Below are 20,347 nucleotides of genomic sequence, written 5' to 3'. Positions count from 1 at the left end.
CGGCGAACCATGCCCAATCCGGCGACAAAACAAAAGGGCAGATGCTACCCTTGGCGCGAAAATGTCAATATGGGGGTTAAGATTACTTGCGACGCGAAATGCGCGCCACTTCCCGCTCCACTGCGTCCTGTACGATGGACGGCAGATTTTCATCCAGCCAGGCCTGCAACATGGGACGCAGCATTTCCCGGACAACGGCCTCTAGCGTATTGTCCGCACCGTTATATCCCGTGACCATCAAATGGCTGAGATGGGCAAAACTTTGCGCGGCGATGTTTTCCACCGGTTGGGAGACGATTCCGCTGGCTTGCCGACCTGCCGGAGGCACCACCTCGGTCAGTTCCAGGACATCTTCTTCTTCGGCGGCAATGAGGTCGGCCGGCTCGGGCTCAGGCTGGGGAACAGGCTCGGGCTCAGGCTCAAAGACAGGCTCGGGCTCCGGTTCAGGTTCCGGCTCGGCAACAGGTTCGGGCAACGGCTCCGGTACCGGTTCGGGCTCAGGCTCTGGTTCGGGTTGTGGTTCAGGGACGGGCTCAGGCTCAGGCTCCGCAACAGGATCCGGTTCCGGAGCAGGTTCAGGCTCCTGCTCCGCGCTGACATCGGCCTCATCTTCAAGGTCAACCGACTGATCTTCTTCGGATTCATCAGAAATAATCCGGCGAATGGACGCCAGGATTTCTTCCATTGTCGGTTCGTCTTCAGCCGTATTGTCGCTCATTTCCCTGCCAGCACTGCACGCCCCTTATACAAAAACAGGTACCGCCCCAACCGTGACCTGTCAATTGTGTGCGTCATTTATTGTATAGAAATCAAAGGCATTTAGACAAATCCTTGCGAAAGTGGGCAAAAGGCAAAGCATATGGCAACAAATGGAAAAGGACCCGGTTGGGTCCTTTTCACTGAAATCAGGTCGGCAAGACGGTTAAAACCATCACCATCCGAACAACTGCCATTTCACCTTGTCATAATTCGCAATCGGGTCATAGGTTTCCACCTCTAGGCCCAGACCATTTGCCGTCAACTGCCCCATCGCCGACAGCAATGTGTATGCTGCAACCTGTTCATCCCTCTGCGCCCGCACCAGACTGACACGGGAATCCAGCAATTCCTGCTCGGCATCCAGAACGTCCAGCGTTGTCCGCGATCCCACGGCCGCTTCCTGCCGTACGCCGTCGAGGGCGATTTCATTGGCGCGGACCTGTGCCTCGGACGAAATGATCTGACCGCGTGCAGCGCGGTAATTATCCCATGCAACACGTGCCCGTTCCTGCGCCAGCCGCTCGGCCTGGCGGATCTCCAGCATCCGCTGGCTGCGGGTCTGCTTGGCGCGGCGGATATCGGAATACCGTCCTCCACCGGCATAAAGCGGAACCGCCACATTTAACAGGACTTCACGTGTTTCCTGGGTAAACCCAACGAACCCCTCACCGAAGAACTGAATGCCTTCAAAACGCTGCAGGGATGCCTGCGCCGTCACTGTGGGCAATAAGGCCCCTTCAGCCTCCCGCACACTATAACGGGCCGCCTGCTCATTGCTCATGGCCTGCAAAATGCCCGGTGACTGGGCCGTGGCCAGTGAAATGGCATCTTCCAACGAAGGCGGCAAAACCGGTCTTTCATCCGGCGTCTTCAGGCTGGACGGTGGCCGGCCGATCACCCGCTCATAAGCGGCACGGGCAGTGGCCAGCTGCGCCTCCGCATTCAAAACCTGCGAGCGCGCGCCTTCAAGACGGGCTTCCGACTGCGCCACATCGGTCCGCGTCACCTCGCCGACCCGGAACCGGTCCTGACTGGCCTCGAGCTGGCGTTCCAAAACCTGAACATTGTTCTGATTAAGGGCCAGGACCGCCTGGTCCCGCACCACATCCATATAAGCGGTCACGGCATCCTGCAGGACCTGTTGTTCCACATCGGTCAATTGCGCGCGGCCGGCCATCACCTGGCTTTTTGCTCCCTTGACCGCATTCAGGGTGCGGAACCCGCGAAACAGATTCTGGTCCAATTGCGCCCGGTAGTTTTCCGTATTGAAGTCGGTACGCGGCTCGGAGGGTTGGCCCTCGACACCAATGGTCAGGCCCCTTTCAGTATGAGTGTAGTTCCCATCAACAGTTGGCAGATAGTTGGCATTGGCCTGCCGCACATTTTCATCGATAGCGCGCAGGGCCGCCCTCTGTGCTTCAAGCTGCGGATTGCCCATATAGGCAGCGGCGAGAGCATCTTTCAGTGTTTCCGCTGAAACGGGCTGACCACCGGACAGCGCAATGCCGAGCGCCAGGGCCGATATCCAATGTCGTTTCAAGGGATGCCTGGTATCATATTTTCGTCTGTCGTCGCGATGTATGGACCCGTTTCTCATGGGAGTTTCTCCTCTTTATCCTCGCTGTCAGAAGTCTATGGCAGGTACTGCCTTTTGATGTCCTCGAAGACTACGGCGCGGTTAACGCCCCGGATTATTATATACGGGATATGGTCTCAGAACCTGTTTTCACGTCAGCCACGCTTTGCATATACCGGATAACGACAAGCCGCTGCAATGGCCTGGAGGCAACACCTGTCTAAAAAACGAACCCCTGCTCTTTTGTAAATCCGGGCAACACCGGTACGTTGGCATCGAACAGGTCCTGTGGTGCCGCCACACCGTCCTCCATGGTGATCAGATGACCACGCGCCACCGGCCCGTATTCGCGGTGCACGCAAACCAGACGGCCGCCATCCTTTAGCTGCCTGATCAGCGCCAGGGGCACCTGTTCAACGGCGCCCTCGATAAAAATCACATCGTAAGGCCCCTGTTTGGCCACACCGGCGGTCAGGGTGCCGGTCACGACAGCAGCGTTCATCACTTCAAGCTCGGCCAGTTTCTTTTCGGCCAGACCGGCCAGCTCTGTCTCTTCTTCCAGAGCCACGACCGCATCGCCCAGATGTGCCAAAACGGCGCTGGAATACCCGCTGGCGCAACCGATATCGAGGATCAGGTCACCGGCACGGATATCGGCGGCAACAATCAGTTTGGCGAAGATCATCGGCTCCATCAGAAAGCGTCCGCCGCCCAGGTCAAGATCTTCGTCAACATAGGCAACGGCACGCTTGGCCTTGGGAACGAAATGTTCGCGTGGCACGGACCGTATGGCATCCAGGACACGCTCGTCATTTACTTCGTTCGGGCGCAACTGGCCGTCGATCATGTGGGTGCGCGCGGTGGCAAAATCGGTCACGGCGACTATCCTCGTTTCTCGAATTTCATTTGGGCAAACCCGGTGTGGCCAAAGTGCCTTGGCGATCAGCCCCTTTTATAAACTGGAAAGGAGCGGCGAAACCCGGATTTATGGCTGTCTTCATACGGGCCAGTTTTATAATAAGCGCACCACTGCGTTACAATTGTTATCTTAGCGGCAAGACCGCTATCTTCCCATAACACGGGCACCATGGCAGCCTGCCGGGCCAAAACCGGTTGCGGAAAAAGCCGCTTGACCCCCTGCCCCCATGGCTTCTATAGCTTTCCGGCACGTCATAATACGGCGCGGTGGCGGAGTGGCTACGCAGCGGACTGCAAATCCGTGTACACCGGTTCGATTCCGGTCCGCGCCTCCAACAGTCTGTCCAGGATGATCCGCAATCATCCATAACCGATTGAAAAATATCGGAAATTCAAAACCGACCGTCCATAGCTGTCCGTGTGCACCCCTCCCAATCCAGGCCATTTCATGGTAATATCGAATGGTAACGGCGCTCCCCGAGAATGCCGTTACCATGCAGTAGAAACCGATGCCATGCGAAATACCCTGAAAGGCTGAGACTACCGACATGCCCCTGACAGACCGCGCCATCCGCGCCCTCACCCTTCAGGGAAAAAGACTATAAAGTTTCCGATGGAAACGGGCTGCACTTGCTCGTCAGATGCAATGGTGGTCTCCTGTGACGGTGGAACTATAAATTTGACGGCAAGCAAAAGACCCTCTCCTACGGTACTTTCCCGAAACTGTCGCTGAAACAGGCCAGGAAAATTCACGAGGAGGCTCAGGAAACCCAGAGCGTGGGGAAAGACCCGATCGCTGAAGCCAAAAGGAAAGATCTCGAAAGACGTCTTCGTGAGAACAGCACGTTCAACGCACTTGCCGATGAGTTACTCAAACGGCAGGAGGAGGACGAAAACCTCTCCCCGAAGACCATAACGCGCGATAAGAGCCTCCTGGAAAAAGCCCGTCCATCATTGGGGTGGCGTCCGATCTCGGAGATCACGGCCATGGAGATCAATGATGTTCTCCAGGGCGTCGTCAAACGCGGCACAGTCGATTCCGCATACAGGCTGCGTGCTCTCATCAGCAGGATCTTCCGTTTGGCGATTGTCACGGGTCGGGCGGAAACCAATCCCGCCGATGCCCTGAAAGAAGCCCTACCCTCGCGGCAATCAACGCCGAGACCCGCCATTACCGATCCGGAGAAACTTGGCGGCCTCCTGCGCGCCATTGACAGCTTCGACGGGCAGATATGGATTCAGGCCGCCATGCAGCTTCTGCCCATGCTGTTTCAAAGACCCGGTGAACTACGGCAGGCCAAGTGGGAAAACTTTGACCTGGAAAACCGCATCTGGACCATCCCTGACGAGGTCATGAAAATGCGCCGACCCCATATGCTGCCCCTGCCGTCTCAAGCCGTCGATATTCTGAACGAGATCAGAGTGTTCACCGGCCATAGCGACTATGCCTTTCCGTCGGTGAAATCCATCGAACGGCCCATCTCCGACGGCACGCTGAACTCGGTCTTGAAACGCCTTGGCTATACACCGGATGAGGTCGTGCCCCATGGCTTCCGGGCCACCGCCTCAACCCTGCTGAATGAAAGCGGTCTGTTCAATCCCGACGCCATCGAACGTCAGCTCGCCCATTTGGACAGGAATAAAGTGCGCGGCGTCTATAACCGGAGCCAGTATTGGGACGAGCGCGTTAAGATGACGCAGTGGTGGGCGGACTATCTGGACAAGCTCAAGAAGGATGCAGGACACGATCCGAGGATGGGAAAACCCTCCACAGCCACCTCCTTAAAGAGCATGGGCGCCCCGGACTGGCTGAGGAAAACGGTGAGAGAACAGAATGCGTCACTCTGACAGGGCATAACGGCGGGCCATCTGCAAACGCTTTTCTTTCCACGCGATGATTTCACGTTCGACCCAGCGCGACACCTTTCCGATATGGATGGGGGACGGAAACGGATCGACGGGATCATTCATCAGTTCATAAATCTTGGAGCGCTTCAGCCCGACAGTCTCCTCCACATCAGACATGCGCATAAAGCGTCCATAAGGGTCTGTGAGGCGATTGGGTGGCTCGGAATATCCTGGCATTGCCGGCTCCTTCGGGTTCTTCTCAATAAGCCCTGCGCCAGCCTTCTCAAACAAACCCAACACGCGTTCCCTTAATTCACGCAAATCTGGCAGCACCCCCCAAAGGTGTTTGGCAGCGGTCTCAAGACTTCCTGCCGTCTGGATCGCTATGGAACCAGCCCCTCAAAATCGTAGCAATATATTTTTTTCTCAAGGGTGGCATGCCTCCCCATTAGCAGCCTTTCCAAGCAGAACCCTTGATCCGTTTACACCATTGAAAACAGTGGCTTGTGCGCCTCACGCAAATACCGCCAATGCACTTCGGACCTCAACCGTTCACCCATCGAAAAAGTCATCCTCAATATCGGGGTCTGGTGATCTCTTGCATGGGCCTGCGCGCCGAGGATTGCACGCAGCGGACAAAGGCCCAGATATTCAAACACAATGCCCCAAGGCGGCCACGCCATAAGGCTCAAACAGATCGTGGCCGGCGCCGCCTCAGACACTTAACAGCCGATAAGATTGAAGCGATCTGATCCTCATCCCGCCGCATAGGAAAACATGGGGACAGCGCGTGCCAGACCCAACGGTTGCTTGTCACCCCATGCTCGGCCAGAATGGCCATCTGATCCTCGATGATCTGCGACGCCGACGTCCATAAAGCCTGCACAGCGGCATTATGGTGATCCATATCTATCCGCCGCTTCACTTCGGCAACAGGCCCGTCATAACAGCAAAGGATGATAATGGCGGCGTCTTCCGGCGAAGGAAGACCGTTCGGACTATCAGACATAAGGATATTTTGTTCTTCAATGGCCGGGCCGGTTCCCATGACGTGCTCAATCGCTTTTGGGGCCGGTGTTAGTATCGGATTTTCTGGAAAGGCTGCGGATCAGAATTCTGTTCTTGCCCTGACGGATCAACTCGACCGGCAGGTAGGACGGCAAATCCTCAATGAACTGATCCAGTTGATCAATTCGCAGAATAGACGTGAAACGCATCACCCTCAGATCATCTGAGATGATAACCAATTGGCCGGCGTAATAGCGGTTGATGTCCGCGATTATGTCGGAAAAGCTGGCGTCGCTATATATGAGGCGACCCTCGCGCCATGCGCTTGGCGGCGAGGACACTTTCTCAATCTGTTCTTGGCTGAGAGGGTCCGCATCACCCGAGACAATCTTCTCGCCCGCCGTCAGGATCGCCTTTTGTGGCTCCTCTGTCTCTTCCGGTCCGTCCGACTTAATAGGGGCAGTCTCCCGCGCCGGCGATACCTCACGGCTGACTTCCACTACGCCCTGTTCGACCGCCACCCGCAAGCCGGACGGTCCCCTGCGCACGCCGAACCGTGTACCCACAACGCGGACCCGCGTGCCATCAGCTTGAACGATGAAAGGCCACGTTGAGTCCTCTGTCACATCAAAGAAGGCTTCCCCCGCCAACAGCATCACTTGCCGGTCCCGGCGTGAATAGATCACCGAGATGCGGGACCCACCCCCAAGTGTGACCTTGCTACCGTCTTTAAGCACGATGTCGCGGATTTCCGCGATGTCTGTTTCATGGATGTGCGCACGCGGTGCCTGAAACACCAATAATCCCATGACCACTGCTGCTAAGAAGACAGCGGCCACAGCAGCCACCGCCAAAGGCCATCGAGCCAGTGGCCCGTGCCAGTGGCCGATGCCATGACGCATCCTTTCCCAGGCGGTGAGAGGCTGCCTGAGTTTTTCCAACACGTCTGTGTCGAGCGCGCCTGCGATATCGAGACGCGCCTGCACCTGATCGAATACCTCGGCATGGGCCTTGACCGCGTACCAGTGCTCAAAAGCAACGCGCTTTTCTTGCGTGGTATTCCCGTCCGCCAGTTCAACAATCCAGTCATAAGCTTCGGACCGGATGCGGTTATCTTTACGTGTCGTCATGATCACTCTTCCGCATCAGATTCAAGCGATGCGAGGCCCTCATCCAGATCCCGAATTGCTTTGTAGAGGTGCTTCTTGGCCGCAGACGGAGATATGTTCAATCTTCTGCCAATGGCAGCACAGGGGATGCCATCGATACGATGCAGAATGAAAACCTGCCGGCGTTTCTGAGGCATCTGCCTTAAAATCTGCCAAACCTGGTTCAAAAGCTCGCGGTTTCGCGCATGACGTTCCGGCGTAATGTGACATTTCTCCCCATCAGACTGTAGATATCCTACATGCGCTTTACAGGCGCTGAGTGACTGCTCCTTGCGCCGGCGTGACACAATGACATTCATAGCGGCACGGCGCAGGAATGCTTTTGGGTTTTCTATGGTGCCCGGATCATGCGAGGCCGCGATGTTCGCGAACACTTGTTGAATCGTCTCTTCAACATCATTCTCGCGGCCGCCGAATTGGTATCCGATGTAAGAGATCAGGAAGTTCCTATACCGCCTATATAACTCGTCCAGAGAATAGCCTTGACCAAGACGCTCGGTTTTATCCGATACCTCCTGGTTCTCCAGATCCTGATCGGCGACCAGAATCGATCCTGTTTTCAGTGCTGAACGCACAGCGTCAGGTTCCCACTCGGCTTTGTCCCTCCATACCACTCAACCACTCTGGAAGGCATGCGTGTTCATCTTATAAGCGAATCTCTAATGACTAAGACGCGCCGGCTAAACAAATCGCTACCGACAACGCCATTTTTCAAACTGAAGACAGAACTGGTCATCCACGAAGGAGAAAAATCCGGCTTTCAGAAATTAGGCCAGCAAGGGGAAGATCAGATGACGTGATCCTTAGAACAATAATGCCTACAACGCAGCCTTGGAATCTATAACTGATTGATAAAATTATACTTTTGAAACCCCCGTAGTTTTGCGGGATTGTCTCAGTGCGCCTCAAAGCCACATCCTAGACAACTCAAGACCACAACCATGTGAGGCATCATGGGTGATATCATCTCGCTCAGCAGCTTCGACGCTTATACCAATGTCCGTCCTTATGGACAGAGCATGCAGACGCGCGAGCAAACCGCTGCGTATAAAACCATCAGGCACACCCTGATCCGAACCGGGCTCAAGCCAGGTACACCCATTTCCGCGAAAGCCCTTGCCGATGACCTTGGGTGGATCGATAAGGCGGAAGTTACAGACCATCTAACCTATCTCGCCAAACAGGGACTCATCGATGCAGGCTTGGGCAGCTTCTGCACCAAGATTCTGCAACGCGGAGAGGTTTATGACCTATACCGCCAGAATGACGTTCTCCTTGCAGCCGCGCTGCTGACCATCGAGCCAGGACAGCAAGGCGACGATGATACCCTGGAAGCTCTTGAGGGTCAGATAGGGCTGGCGGACCGCACAGCCGAACTCTTCAACCGCATCGCCATGCTTAGCCAGATTGAAGACCTCGCCCGGAGAATCGATCTCCTGAATGACCGTCTTCAATGGTTTCGTGAACAGGAACCAAAATGGCTGGGCGCGGATCGGATCGCGAATGAGCTGGATGATCTCCAACAACTATACGCAAGCAGGAACTGGGTGTTGCTTCAGGAAGCGCTCTCAAAATACCACGACCGAAGGATAGACAATCTGGCCGGCTCCATCGGCAAAGTTTGAAATCACAACCCCCTCTCTCACGTTCACTTGCGTCCAAAACCGAGCGTAAAGGCGTGGTGAGGAAGGTTACGCAAACGATGCTGCAAAGAATGCTATTTCAGATAGCATAATTTATAATTATATGCGTTTATTGTTTCAGAAAATATAATTAAAACAATACTTTGACTTTAATGTTCTATAAGTTGTATTCTTACATTGTCGAATCGATCGATACAGTCGAAACCCAACATTTGAAAGGAAGACCCATGCTTGACATTGGTAAAGTCTCCGAAGTCACCAAAGGCCCCATCGGCAACCGTTTGGACCCCGGTGGTGTTACGGAGTTCCTGGAGTCCTGAAATACGGACGATTGGAGGTATGCGGCTCCGGCCGCATACCTCTTCCTTATTACAGCCTTAACGAGGGGAAAAATGGTCAAACTGGGTAAGATAAAAACAGCAACCAAAGGCACGGTAGGGCCCCTTTTGGAGAATAACAGTACCGGCCGACATGTTCAGTAAACAGTCTGTTACGTGCCTTTATGATCAGGGTTAGCACCGTGATCTCAACAGAATCGTTTCTTTCAGAGGAAGCCCAATGCTTGATTTAGGAAAAATGTATGAAGTCACCAAAAGCCCAGGCGGCGAAAGTCACAATTTCTGGCTCTAACAAGCATTTAGAAGTATGCGCCCCAAGCCGCATACCTCTTTTTCACTTCACTGATTGTAAAGAGAAAAACGTGGAATAATTTTGGTCAGGAATTTTAAATGAGCCATAATAAGATAACGTACCATTTATCTGATGGCGTATATATCAGCCTCTTTGAAAACATGGTCATATTCTTAGACCTGAACAAAGACAGATACTCAGCTCTAACACCACCCGAAACAGCGTCCATTCTACCATTCCTATCCGTTCACAAAGATGTCCTCCATCCATCGGCAGTCAGCGCCTTGCGCAAAGCAAGAGTGACACCGCTTATGGCAGGAAACGCGCAAACACAGGACGGCGAAGCTCTTGCCCATCACCTAGTTGATGAGGGTCTTTTAACCTCGAACCCGACTGGTAAGCCAGCAAGGCCCATAAGCCTGCCGATGCCTAGTGAAGATCTGTCGGGATATGATTTTGACCGCACACCGAAGATAAGAGCCGGTCATGTTTTTAACTTCTTCAGAGCGACAATTTCCGCCTATGCCGCACTGCGCTTCATGAGTACGAAAAAAGTCGTCACCAGTGTCTCCCAAAGACGAAAGCAAAGCAGAAAAAAATCTACCGGAAGTCAGAGCGACGCCCGCGACCTGATGGAAATATTCAAGATACTCAGACCTTTGTTTTTCACCAGCCAAAACCATTGCTTTTTTGACTCCCTATCGCTGCTCAAATTCATGGAACTGCACGGCGTTTATCCTAACTGGGTTTTCGGCGTGAAACTCCGTCCCTTTGGAGCACATTGCTGGGTCCAGGATAACGACTTTGTCTACAATGATTCCCTTCAGCATGTCCGCGCATTCAGCCCGATTATGTCAGCCTAAAGAGCAAATCCACATGTACAGATACATCGCCCTGATCTGGAATGAGCAAGACCCTCAATCCAACGCGACAGCCGCTTTCATCAAGACACGATTGACCCAGACCGGTGGACATTGGTCGGCCGCATTCGAGAGTGAAGGCATGACTGTTTATCATACCGGGGAAAGCAAGGGCCGCATGCAGGCGTCCCGTTTGACGACCTCAGGCGGTGTAGTCGTGGGCAAACTCTTTACAACACACGGCAAAACAGTAGGGGATACTATCGAAGACCGGACATCCCATGCTATCGTTGCGTCATCCGGCCAGCACCTTATCGACGATTTCTGGGGCCGCTATGTGGCATTCATTCATGACACAAAACGCGGGACAAAATCCGTCGTGAAAAGCCCCATAGAAGGCTTCCGCTGCTACTTTACTGAGTACAAAAGTGTCAGCATATATTTCTCTTTTCCGGACGACATAACCAAGCTGGATTTTCTGAGCTTCAGCATAAACTGGCACCATATCGCCAACCATCTTGCATATTTTAACATGGACAAGCATGACACGGCTTTTCACGAAATGGGAAAGCTGCAATCCGGTGATTGCCGCCAGCATGAAGGAAGGGATATTCGGTCCCTCTCATTGTGGAATCCAACACAGTTACTTCATGATGAGCTGATTGAAGATACGCATGAGGCCGCACAGCTGATACGCGAAAAAGCCCTGTCATGCGTTTCCGCATGGGCTTCCTGTCATTCCACAATTCTTCACAAATTGTCTGGCGGTTTGGACTCCACCATCGTTCTGGCATGCCTGCGGCAATGTAAAGAAGCCAAGGACATTGTCTGTGTGAACTATCACCCCTCATCGGACAAATCAGGTGATGAGCGATACTTCGCGCGCATTGCAGCCGGTCATTTTGGGGTCGAGCTTATTGAAAGAGAACAGGACGCCAAGAGCCTTAAGATGGAAAACCTGTTTGAGATTGCACCGCTTGCGGGCCCAGAATGGTATCTGACGGCCCTGGATCGATGTGGTTTTGAAGCTGATCTTTCAGAGAAACTGGGCGCGACAGGCGCTTTCGGAGGCGAAGGCGGTGATCCCCTCTTCTTTCAGTACAACACGCATTACATCACCAGTGATTATCTTGAACGACACGGCCTCAACAGACGGCTGTTCCATGTCGCGATGGATACGGCCCGCCTATCAAAAAAATCCATCTGGTCCATCCTCGGTTCCGCATTGAAGGACCAATTCATTCAACGTGAGGGAGATGAGTTTATAGACTGGTCCATACAGGCAAGAGAGCTGCTTAATCCAGCTTACATGGAAAAAATCAACTTCGTGTCGTCCATGCCGCCCCTGCTCCAGAAAGCGCATAGCGATAAGTCTCTGCCGAAAGGCAAACTCATGCACCTGATGGTCCTATCGTTCGTCAATCAGTACCATCATACCCAACGTTTCGCTGATTTCCTGGAGCTTTGCTATCCACTGCTTTCTCAGCCACTCATAGAACTCTATGTGAAGATACCGACTTATCTGCTGACCCATAGCGGCAAAGACCGTGGTCTGACCCGCCTTGCGTTCAAGGACGATCTGCCGGCTCAGATTCTCAGACGTCATTCAAAAGGCGGTATCGAGATTTATGCTCAGGAAATCTACGACACCAACCATAGCTTTATCAAAGACCTCCTTCTCAACGGCATTCTTGTGCAACAGAAAATGCTCAACAAAGAGGCGCTTGAAAGGGCACTCAGCGACACCGACACCATTGAGAGTGACGTTGATGCCGGAACGCTGCTAAGACATGCCTGTACCGAAATCTGGCTGCGCAAGGCCATGCAGGCCAGCTATAAAGTCGCCGCCTAGCACTGAATATCCAAAGTACTATTGGATCAATGAGCGGCACGACCGCGTGCCTTCAGGGCATTCAGAACAGATGCCTTCTGCTGTTCCTTGAATTTGCGCCAACGGACATATTGGTCTGCTTTGTCAGAGTTAGGATCTTCCTCCCCTTTAAGCCAGAACGAAAACCAGTCAACGGTACCCTGCTGTGATGTCAGCCGGTGTGACGGCTTCACCAGTCCATGAGCCGCATCATTGAAGACATAGTATTCGACCGGCTTCTGTTGCCGCTTCAAAAGCGTGTAAATGCTCCACCAGCCAGACAAGCCCTTTTCATACTGCTCGTAACGCAACGGTGTTTTAACCTTGTCCAAATGTAGCTCAGGGTTCCGTGCAACCCAAAGGGGTAGACGCTCTCCCCAGGGCTCCGCGCCGATCATTTTCTCCATATAGGCCATGGCGGGTGCCTTATAGCCGAACTGCCCAACATAACCGAGCAGACCGTAATTATAACTGTCGGCCACCACGGCCGCAGCAATGGGATAATCAGAATTGATCATCATATTCTGGACCGGAGCGCCGGTCGCACTCCAGGCAATCAGCCCGACTTTCTCCCTGTCGATGAGCCCCTGTTCACTCAGCAGATCGATAAGGGACTCAAGGCCATGCCTGTAAGCCATAAACTGTTCCAGATCTTGAGAATACCCAACAGGGTCCTCCAACTGGAAAACCACGAATCCTTTACCGGCAAGCGCCTGAGCCGCATAGGCGCTGGAAACCCCAAACGGTCCATCGACAAGATATTCCTTAGGAAAAAATCCATGGGTTTGAATGACCAGAGGGTATTTGATGCCTTCTTCATAACCCACGGGCCGCATAAGTCCACCGCGCCAGTCCCTTACATGACCGTCGTACCAAGTCACGACTTCCGTCTTGGCCATGCTCAAATCGCGTAGCTCGGGATTGAAGTCGGTAAAGACTTTACGGGCGCCGGTCAAACCATCATGGGCAGCCAGCTCGGGGGGCGTATTGACATCCTGATGTACGGAGACAGTCAAAAGGTCAGCAGAGATGGTCTCAGCATCATCCACGGAGGCAATAGCACGCCAAACCCCGTCAACTTTGCGAAAATACCGCGTGGGAAGAGCATCTCTCCTATCGTCCACCACTTCCAATCTGGCTGTCCCGTCGGCCAACAGCGAAAAATCGGTAAAGTGGCCGCCGGGCACATCCGGGAAGGATGGAGCATCAGGATTTCTCAACGACTTGAACAAGGTGAAATAGTCCATGACGCGGATCGCATCCGTGGCAATGGTGTATTCCGCTGCCGCAAAAAATTGCTTCCGCTTCGCCAGGTCATCCGGACTGTCAGAGACAAGCGGCAGGGCCGTGTTCAACAACACAACGCTTTTGCTGTCCGGTAGCCAATGCGCCTCCACCCGGTCACCGCCCTTATACAGACCTGTGGGCGCATCGAAAACGGGACGCAGCGTTTCATCTTTCAGATCGATCAGGCTGAATTGTGTCAGCATGTCTTCACGGCGGCGCATGGTATTTTCGTCGAACTCCGCCAGGCTCATCTGAAGAAAACTGCTTTGAAGGTAGTCATACCCGGCCATCCAATGGGCCGGACCAATTTTGTTCGTCACTAAAACCACGGCGTAGCGGCTATCCGGCGATAACCAGATAAAGGGCCAATATGATCCCGGGTACACATCACCAACACGACGGGCGTCGGAAGGGTTTGCCTGCCGCCGTTGCACATCCTGAACGTAGTACTGTATCGCGGGCGGAGGTGCATCTTCCTCCGGCATGAAAGTCTCGTTTACATTCCTGACCCCGACAAGATAGCTCGGTTTAGCGGCATCGGGGTTGTTAGACGACAATGTGGACGCAAAAAGCAGCTTGTCAGAGATTGGCCGATAGGCGAATTGGGTTATGGGGCGCGGATGATTGGTCAGCCTTACGCGCTTTCCCGTCTCGATGGCGATCTCATAGACCTGTCCCGGCACTTTGGCGTCATCTTCGAGATAACCGATGAAGGAAAGGGACTTGCTGTCGCCAGACCATTTCAGACTTTGAAACGCGACCTCATTGAAATCTGTTGCTCCTCTAGTAAGAACACGAGCTTCAGGCAACTCCCGGTCGGTCCGTATAGAAACATTCACATAGTCAAGCACGTCCTGGGTTTTATACAGGATCAGCTCATACTCATTTTTCAGCGTTTTCAGATTTCCCTTTTGAGTCACAACAGCAAAAAATCGTCCATCCGGCGATAATTCGACTTTGGTGGGCATAAATACTGAATTCGCAGCATTCGGCTCCACAATGCGGACCATACGGATGGAATCTTCAACATTGAAGGGACGCCTCGTGTCAGCCTGTGCCTCAACAGCCCCGCTATACCCTACCCAAAAGGACCACAAAAATACAAATAGCCGCAAATCCATGACTGGATTCTCCTCGAAGACTTGGAGCATAGAAAATGATGCGAACGGCACGGAAAAAGCTTGCTGGCCATGACGCAGAGCACCACAGCCAGCAAAAAACGGCTTACCAGCTCCGCGATATCTGAAACGCGATAAAGCGGTTCAATGAAGTGGCGTTCTCAGGATCAAAATTCCGCTCTGCACCGGCATTGCCCACGACAAAGGGCGGGTTCTGGTCAAACAGATTCTGAACACTGATGCTAAAGACGGTATCGCGCAACCACGGGCTGTCCGTGTTACCCGACGTATTATAGCTAAGATTCAGATCGACCGTTGTCCAGGAGTCCACATTCGCGGCCGGGGTCTCGCGCACATCCCTGTAGGCGCCGGTATGGCGGATTTGAACATTGGACGCAAAGCCATCTTTTTCCCACGAAACCGCCCCATTCAGCCGCAAATCTGAGGGATTGAAAACTGTATCAACGATATCGACAGGCTGGTCCGCTTCGAAAATCTGCTCCGTGAATTCTAAAATGTATGACCCGCCAATGGAAACGTTCCAAGTCCCGATATCGCTGTCAAAGCCATATGAAGCGGCAAAGTCGAGCCCATTGGTTTGAACCGTTGCAAGGTTGCGAAGCCGACGATCAAAGATGATCTGTGTGTCTTCCGGCTGAAACATCGTGGAGAAATTCTCAAAAAGCCGCAGGCTGGAGAGAGAATTGATCAACTCCGCATTAGGATTGCGCGTCAGTAGAGATGCAAACCTTGGATCTGAAAAACCGTCCAGAAAGGCGCGTATAGTTGTAATTCTGTCCTCAAAATCAATATCGTAGTAAGTGAATTCTATCGACAGACCCGGTACTGACACCGGCGTAATATCGACCCCTGCCGTCCACGTAGTTGCCGATTCCGTCCCGAGATCCGAATTGTTTCCGATCCATATCATACCAGGGATGATCTCTGAGGGATTGTCCGGATTCTCGATATCCAGCAGAAAAGCCTGATTGCCTGTTTCATCCAACTCGGACAACAAAGGTGCTTTAAAGGATGTACCCCATGTCCCACGGAATTTCAGGCCAACCACAGGTGACCAGACCAAGCCGATCCTAGGATCTGTGGATGAGCCAAAATCATTATAATCTTCATACCGGGCCGCAATGTTCAGTTCCAAACGCTCAAAACCCGGCGAGCGATTCTCGGCACTGATGAAAGGAAAGTTCAACTCTGCGAACACGGCATAGACATCCCGATCCTCGTCAGTTCTCACGACGTCCCCTATCCTGCGTTGAAAAGTTTCGCCGCGAAACTGGCCGCCGATTGCCGCTTTCGCCTGCCCACCGGACATTTGGAACAGAGGCCCATCCAGTATTGCATCGATCACCAAGGCTTCTGAGGTGGTTTCATTAATTGAAGTGAATAGTGGAGAAGACATTGGGTCGAACGGTATAAAAAAAGTATTATTAACCAACAAGCTTGTGGTCTCGTTATAGGTTCCGGCGACTTCCAAAAGCCAATCATTGCCGACATTCACGTTCCCACCAACAGTCCCTCCAAATTGTTCCGTGCTTCCGGTTAACAGGGATGTCAGTGGAGAGGTTGTCAGTGCCGTAAAAGTTTCAAATTCTCTGTCACTGTAGAAGGCGGTGGCGAACACTTCGACCTGATCGGACAGGCTCTGGCCAACGTCCGCAAACACGCTATGGCGGGTCTGCTCTGGTAAAAGGTAGGTGGGGTCTGGCGAGTTCACGCTAAAATCTCGGTCCTCTGAGTCCAAAAAAGACCGGTCAAAAAACTCGTAGCTGAGCATGGCATGACCACTGTTCCAAGACTTGCCAAAGGTCTGGGAAAGCTGAAGTTCATCCAGCCCCCCTTCCGTTACGAAGCCATACCGAGCCTGTGTCTGGGCACCTTCATAATCGTCCCGGAGGACAAAATTGACGACACCACCAACGGCGTCTGAGCCATACAAGGCCGACGCCCCATCCGGCAGAACCTCAACGCTGTCAATCGCCGGCAGAGGAATAAGGGATATATCAACGACCTCCCCAAAGCCGGCAGGCGCCATACGCCGGCCATTGAGCAGAACCAGTGTTGACCGGTTGCCAAGGCCGCGAAGGTTCACGCCGGAACCGAAGCCAACATTCGATCCTGCACCACTACCAGGCGCAACGAAGTTACCACCCCCATTGCCGTCTTGTGCACCCCCGCCAAAAACTTGCGGCAAAGTCCTCAGAAACTGCGGTAGCGTCGTCAAGCCGGTACGTTCAATCTCTTCCCGTTCATATTTAAAGACCTGAGACGCGGGCTCCGTTCCCCGGATATTGGACCCGGTGACCGTGATTTCCTCGACAGCACCATCTTCCAATCCATCACCATCCGTCTCATCGACATCACCGCCATTTCTGGCATTGGTCACTGCGGCCCCATTGCTCTGCCGTGCGATCTCAGCATCAGAAACAGCCGCATATTGAACCAAGGAAGTGCTATTGCTGGGTCCACTAGCCCCATGCTTTTCCCTGTCTTCTTCCAGAATAACCCGGCCTTGCCGATCGATCTCGTAGGTAAGACCCGTACCTTCAAGAAGGCGCTGTAGGGCCTCTTCACGGGACATCACGCCGATCACCGGCGTCACGGTTTTACCCGATAACAGACCCTCGGTGGCCATGAACTGATATTGTGACTGGACCGTAAATTCCACCAGGGCCTGTTGCAGAGACCCTTGGCTTATCCTGAAACGCTGAGTTTCCCCTTGTGCCTGGGCGGCCAGCCCTACCGTCACCGCCGCCAGTGAAACCATTCCCAGCTTCACAAAACCCTTTGTAAAAATTGTACTGCCCACTTATTCCCCCTAGCAAAAAACATGGCTCTTTAGATTCACCAGAGGAAGTGATTTCACCTCATTTCCAATGCATTCGTGAAATTCACTCACCTCGTGAATATAACCACCGCCAAAGCAGAAACGGACACCAGTGGTGCAAATTTTTTTGAGAATTGCCTAAAAAACGAATATAAAGCGCGTTAAGGGTGTATATTTACTCTATGGATTGTCTATTTTTTCAATTTTATTCAGATGCGCGTATATGTAGACGCCATAGCCACCCTGTCTTGAGAGACTATATTATGAGTAGTAATACACTATCTATGATTTAATACAGCCCATTAGGTGTAGATCTAAACATGCCGGACGGCTATTCCCGGTTATGGCTTACCAGGATCGACCCGTCAGCGCGCGCCTTCAACACTACGGGCAACAAGCGGGGCAGCCCCTCCACAAAAACGTCGATCCTGTCAGTTAGGAAAACACCAGTGACCCGCATGTCTCCCACATCGGCGGATGCCAGTTTTAACGGGCGAGCGTGATAGCGGTTGATATCCGCCACCACTTCCGAGAAGGGAACATCCATATAGATCAGCCTGCCCTCGCGCCACGCGCCGGGCGGGGCGCTGACAGGCGCCACCTTGGCGGGACTGATAGCGCCGACATGGCCGGCGACAATACTTTGCCCGGCCTGAAGTACGGCCCTTGTCTGCACTTCGTTTTCTGCTTTATCGCCGGCGTCCTGCGTTGGAGATTCGTCGGCCAATCTCGGCGCCATGGTGCGGCTGACCTCTACCGTGCCTTCTTCAACGGCCACATGCAGGCCGCCAGCCCCCCGGCGCACGCCGAACTTTGTACCCAAAACCCGCACCTGTGCCCCCTCGCCTACAACGATGAAAGGCCGGGACGCATCCTTTTCCACATCAAAGAAGGCTTCACCCTCCAAGAGGCGGACGACCCTTCGGCTGTCCGAATAAGCCACCGTCATGCGGGACCTGGCGCCCAAAGTCACCACACTGCCGTCAGGCAAACGCACATCGTCAACTTCGGCCACACTGGTCCCATATTCCCGTGACGTCGGTTCTTGCAGCATGACGGCAACCACAAAGGCCACAGCCACCAGTGCCGCCAGTCCACCCGCCACTTGTGGGACGGGATTTGCCGACCATTGGCCGATCGAGGCCCAAAGAGCCGCCAAGGGTGACCGTTTCGGTGGGACAAACTGCGCGTCCAAAAGGCTCACATCTTCAGGGTCAAGCAGACCGGAAAGATCCGAGGCGGTCATTTGCGGCAGCAGCCGGCGGCGGTTTGCCATTTCCTCGTAAAGGGCCCGGTTGCCTGGGTCGGCATCACACCACGCCTTGAAACGGGCCTGCTTGTCGGCATCCAGAGGGGTCTCGGACAATTCGACCAGCCAGTCAGACGCATCCTTCACTGCGCGGTCACTATGGGTACGGCTTTCGGTCATGCGTCTTCTGTCTTCAATTCGGAAATCAGTCTCTGCAAATCGGCCATGGCCTTGCTGACATGCCGGCGCACCTTCCTTTCCGGCGCCCCCAGCCGTCTTGCGATCTCCGCACAGGTCAAATCGCCATAGCCATACATCAAAACCAGTTTGCGTTGGTATTTGGGCATTTTCTCAAGCGCCATGATCGCAAGCGTCAGCTCATGTCTGTCGGCCGCGATCTGTTCCGGCGTGATGGTCTCCCACAAGGCTGGATGATCGTCCGCCTGCTCATCGGCCCCCTCCAACACCTGTCTATTGGATTTGCGTCTGTATCGGTTCATGACCTCACTGTCGGCCATGCGGCACAGGTACGCCCCCAAATTGCCATTGGTGGGCGGATTGGTCATTTTGAGAAGCTTCAGGAAAACGGCTTGGATCGTCTCGGCGGGCTCCACGTCATGATATCTCGATCGGATATAGGCGTGCAGGTTTTCGACGTGGATTCTATACAATTCTTCCACCAAAACCATGTGCGAATTTGTCGTTGGGGTACGCTCCGTACAAGCGAATTGGCTTTGTTGCTGGGTCAAGAGTCAGATCCAAAGGCCGTTGCGCCCTGCGGGTGTGCAGCATGGGCAATCCACGTTCCAGTCTATAAATTGGACAAGCAGAGAACATCGGACAAGTTGCAAATATCAATAATAGAATCCTGTAGATCGCAAATAGGCACCCTCGGTTAAATAACAAATATCTTTGTAATCATAGATTGAATATATATGCTTTGATTGTATATATTTATTTGTTATATAAAATGTATAAAATATAATCATTGATAAATAATCATATTTATCGATTCTATTCAGAATAATGAAGCTTTCATCTTATTAAATTCTTTTTTGCTAAATTTGTACTTATCCACTAATGCTTCTTTGCTGAGTCTATCGCAGAATCCGGTAACTAGATATGTCCCTTTGTCTGATCAGCTTGACTAGATTGCATACAATTTAGGACATACAACATGCCCTAAATCTGAGAACGGCCTCTAGTCTTGATATAGCAAGGCTTTTGCCTGGGCATGGTGTATGAGTCCCGGCCTGCGGATCAGGAATTGATCCATCATGCACACTTCAACCACACTCCCGGTCCGGTTGACAAATAGGGGCTTCTTTCTCGCACCACCATCCTAGCCATCCTGCGGACCACTGGCCCCGCACCAAGATCCAGGGGGAGAGGGTCCTCCGCAAGGCGTCTCCCGCCCTACAGGCGGCGCGCGATTGTAAGGCCAGCGCGGGACGGGGCCAAGGGTGCCCAAGGCCGCTTGACGCGGCCCTTGACCCCGTCCCGCGCTGTCCAAAAATCCCGCCGCCATGGCCTTCGGACGGGGTGTGGCGCTCACCGGACCATTCTGCGC

General features: G+C 53.2%; 15 protein-coding genes and 1 tRNA gene. 5 read left to right on the top strand and 11 right to left on the bottom strand.

What is annotated here, in order from left to right; translation table 11 throughout:
• Positions 1-82: 82 nt before the first annotated feature.
• The 3 genes from BXY39_RS12695 to BXY39_RS12685 form a co-directional block, all read right to left on the bottom strand.
• Positions 83-718 (bottom strand): DUF2497 domain-containing protein, encoded by a 636-nt coding sequence (locus tag BXY39_RS12695; protein WP_147453575.1) that lies wholly within the window; start codon positions 716-718, stop codon positions 83-85.
• A gap of 213 nt (positions 719-931) precedes the next feature.
• Positions 932-2,299: a TolC family outer membrane protein gene (locus BXY39_RS12690; RefSeq protein ID WP_211332233.1), complete on the bottom strand. Its 1,368-nt coding sequence runs from the start codon at positions 2,297-2,299 to the stop codon at positions 932-934.
• 256 nt (positions 2,300-2,555) lie between these two features.
• Complete coding sequence (locus tag BXY39_RS12685; RefSeq protein ID WP_121939250.1) at positions 2,556-3,212, bottom strand: protein-L-isoaspartate O-methyltransferase family protein; 657 nt, start codon at positions 3,210-3,212, stop codon at positions 2,556-2,558.
• Between the two features lie 302 nt (positions 3,213-3,514).
• On the opposite strand from BXY39_RS12685, the gene BXY39_RS12680 reads away from it, so the two are divergent.
• Both BXY39_RS12680 and BXY39_RS12675 read left to right on the top strand, forming a co-directional pair.
• A tRNA-Cys gene (locus BXY39_RS12680) sits at positions 3,515-3,588 on the top strand.
• A 388-nt stretch (positions 3,589-3,976) separates the two neighbouring features.
• Positions 3,977-5,101 (top strand): tyrosine-type recombinase/integrase, encoded by a 1,125-nt coding sequence (locus BXY39_RS12675; RefSeq protein ID WP_121939249.1) that lies wholly within the window; start codon positions 3,977-3,979, stop codon positions 5,099-5,101.
• On the opposite strand, the gene BXY39_RS12670 is transcribed toward BXY39_RS12675, so the two are convergent.
• The 4 genes from BXY39_RS12670 to BXY39_RS12655 form a co-directional block, all read right to left on the bottom strand.
• Positions 5,093-5,398, bottom strand: coding sequence for a helix-turn-helix transcriptional regulator (locus tag BXY39_RS12670; RefSeq protein WP_147453574.1), 306 nt, complete (start codon positions 5,396-5,398; stop codon positions 5,093-5,095). The two genes, BXY39_RS12675 and BXY39_RS12670, sit on opposite strands and share 9 nt — an antisense overlap.
• Before the next feature lie 391 nt (positions 5,399-5,789).
• Complete coding sequence (locus BXY39_RS12665) at positions 5,790-6,149, bottom strand: hypothetical protein (RefSeq protein WP_121939247.1); 360 nt, start codon at positions 6,147-6,149, stop codon at positions 5,790-5,792.
• 7 nt (positions 6,150-6,156) lie between these two features.
• A complete protein-coding gene (locus BXY39_RS12660) occupies positions 6,157-7,239 on the bottom strand; it encodes a FecR family protein (RefSeq protein WP_121939246.1) in 1,083 nt (360 codons plus the stop codon).
• 2 nt (positions 7,240-7,241) lie between these two features.
• Positions 7,242-7,853, bottom strand: coding sequence for an RNA polymerase sigma factor (locus BXY39_RS12655; RefSeq protein WP_170163827.1), 612 nt, complete (start codon positions 7,851-7,853; stop codon positions 7,242-7,244).
• Between the two features lie 378 nt (positions 7,854-8,231).
• Between BXY39_RS12655 and BXY39_RS12650 the strand changes: the two genes are divergently transcribed.
• The 3 genes from BXY39_RS12650 to BXY39_RS12640 all read left to right on the top strand — a co-directional run bounded on the left by BXY39_RS12650 (position 8,232) and on the right by BXY39_RS12640 (position 12,263).
• Positions 8,232-8,903, top strand: a complete 672-nt coding sequence (locus BXY39_RS12650) for a hypothetical protein (RefSeq protein WP_121939244.1) — start codon at positions 8,232-8,234, stop codon at positions 8,901-8,903.
• 746 nt (positions 8,904-9,649) lie between these two features.
• The gene (locus BXY39_RS12645; protein WP_121939243.1) at positions 9,650-10,414 is read left to right on the top strand and encodes a lasso peptide biosynthesis B2 protein; all 765 of its coding nucleotides are present in this window, start codon (positions 9,650-9,652) and stop codon (positions 10,412-10,414) included.
• Positions 10,415-10,427: 13 nt separating this feature from the next.
• Entirely contained in the window at positions 10,428-12,263 is a 1,836-nt protein-coding gene (locus BXY39_RS12640) for an asparagine synthase-related protein (RefSeq protein WP_170163826.1), read from the top strand.
• A gap of 26 nt (positions 12,264-12,289) precedes the next feature.
• Here the strand turns inward: BXY39_RS12640 and BXY39_RS12635 are convergent, their stop codons facing one another.
• From BXY39_RS12635 to BXY39_RS12620, 4 genes are all read right to left on the bottom strand, one after another.
• The gene (locus tag BXY39_RS12635; protein WP_147453572.1) at positions 12,290-14,689 is read right to left on the bottom strand and encodes a hypothetical protein; all 2,400 of its coding nucleotides are present in this window, start codon (positions 14,687-14,689) and stop codon (positions 12,290-12,292) included.
• 103 nt (positions 14,690-14,792) lie between these two features.
• A complete protein-coding gene (locus tag BXY39_RS12630; RefSeq protein ID WP_147453571.1) occupies positions 14,793-17,510 on the bottom strand; it encodes a TonB-dependent receptor in 2,718 nt (905 codons plus the stop codon).
• 349 nt (positions 17,511-17,859) lie between these two features.
• On the bottom strand, positions 17,860-18,957 hold the full coding sequence (locus tag BXY39_RS12625) for a FecR family protein (protein ID WP_121939239.1): 1,098 nt from the start codon (positions 18,955-18,957) through the stop codon (positions 17,860-17,862).
• Positions 18,954-19,466: an RNA polymerase sigma factor gene (locus tag BXY39_RS12620; RefSeq protein ID WP_121939238.1), complete on the bottom strand. Its 513-nt coding sequence runs from the start codon at positions 19,464-19,466 to the stop codon at positions 18,954-18,956. The genes BXY39_RS12625 and BXY39_RS12620 overlap by 4 nt, the downstream gene beginning before the upstream one ends.
• Positions 19,467-20,347: the final 881 nt, after the last annotated feature.

The sequence above is a fragment of the Eilatimonas milleporae genome, from assembly GCF_003688555.1.
Classification (GTDB): domain Bacteria; phylum Pseudomonadota; class Alphaproteobacteria; order Sphingomonadales; family Kordiimonadaceae; genus Eilatimonas; species Eilatimonas milleporae.
The sequence above is the reverse complement of the archived record's forward strand: the minus strand, read 5'-3'. Positions and strand labels throughout refer to the sequence as shown.

Excerpts from the sequence above, each read along its gene's own strand:
- BXY39_RS12695 (WP_147453575.1), bottom strand. The coding sequence starts at position 718 with ATGAGCGACAATACGGCTGAAGACGAACCGACAATGGAAGAAATCCTG.
- BXY39_RS12665 (WP_121939247.1), bottom strand. The coding sequence starts at position 6,149 with ATGGGAACCGGCCCGGCCATTGAAGAACAAAATATCCTTATGTCTGAT.
- BXY39_RS12660 (WP_121939246.1), bottom strand. The coding sequence starts at position 7,239 with ATGACGACACGTAAAGATAACCGCATCCGGTCCGAAGCTTATGACTGG.
- BXY39_RS12650 (WP_121939244.1), top strand. The coding sequence starts at position 8,232 with ATGGGTGATATCATCTCGCTCAGCAGCTTCGACGCTTATACCAATGTC.
- BXY39_RS12645 (WP_121939243.1), top strand. The coding sequence starts at position 9,650 with ATGAGCCATAATAAGATAACGTACCATTTATCTGATGGCGTATATATC.
- BXY39_RS12640 (WP_170163826.1), top strand. The coding sequence starts at position 10,428 with ATGTACAGATACATCGCCCTGATCTGGAATGAGCAAGACCCTCAATCC.
- BXY39_RS12635 (WP_147453572.1), bottom strand. The coding sequence starts at position 14,689 with ATGGATTTGCGGCTATTTGTATTTTTGTGGTCCTTTTGGGTAGGGTAT.
- BXY39_RS12625 (WP_121939239.1), bottom strand. The coding sequence starts at position 18,957 with ATGACCGAAAGCCGTACCCATAGTGACCGCGCAGTGAAGGATGCGTCT.
- BXY39_RS12620 (WP_121939238.1), bottom strand. The coding sequence starts at position 19,466 with ATGGTTTTGGTGGAAGAATTGTATAGAATCCACGTCGAAAACCTGCAC.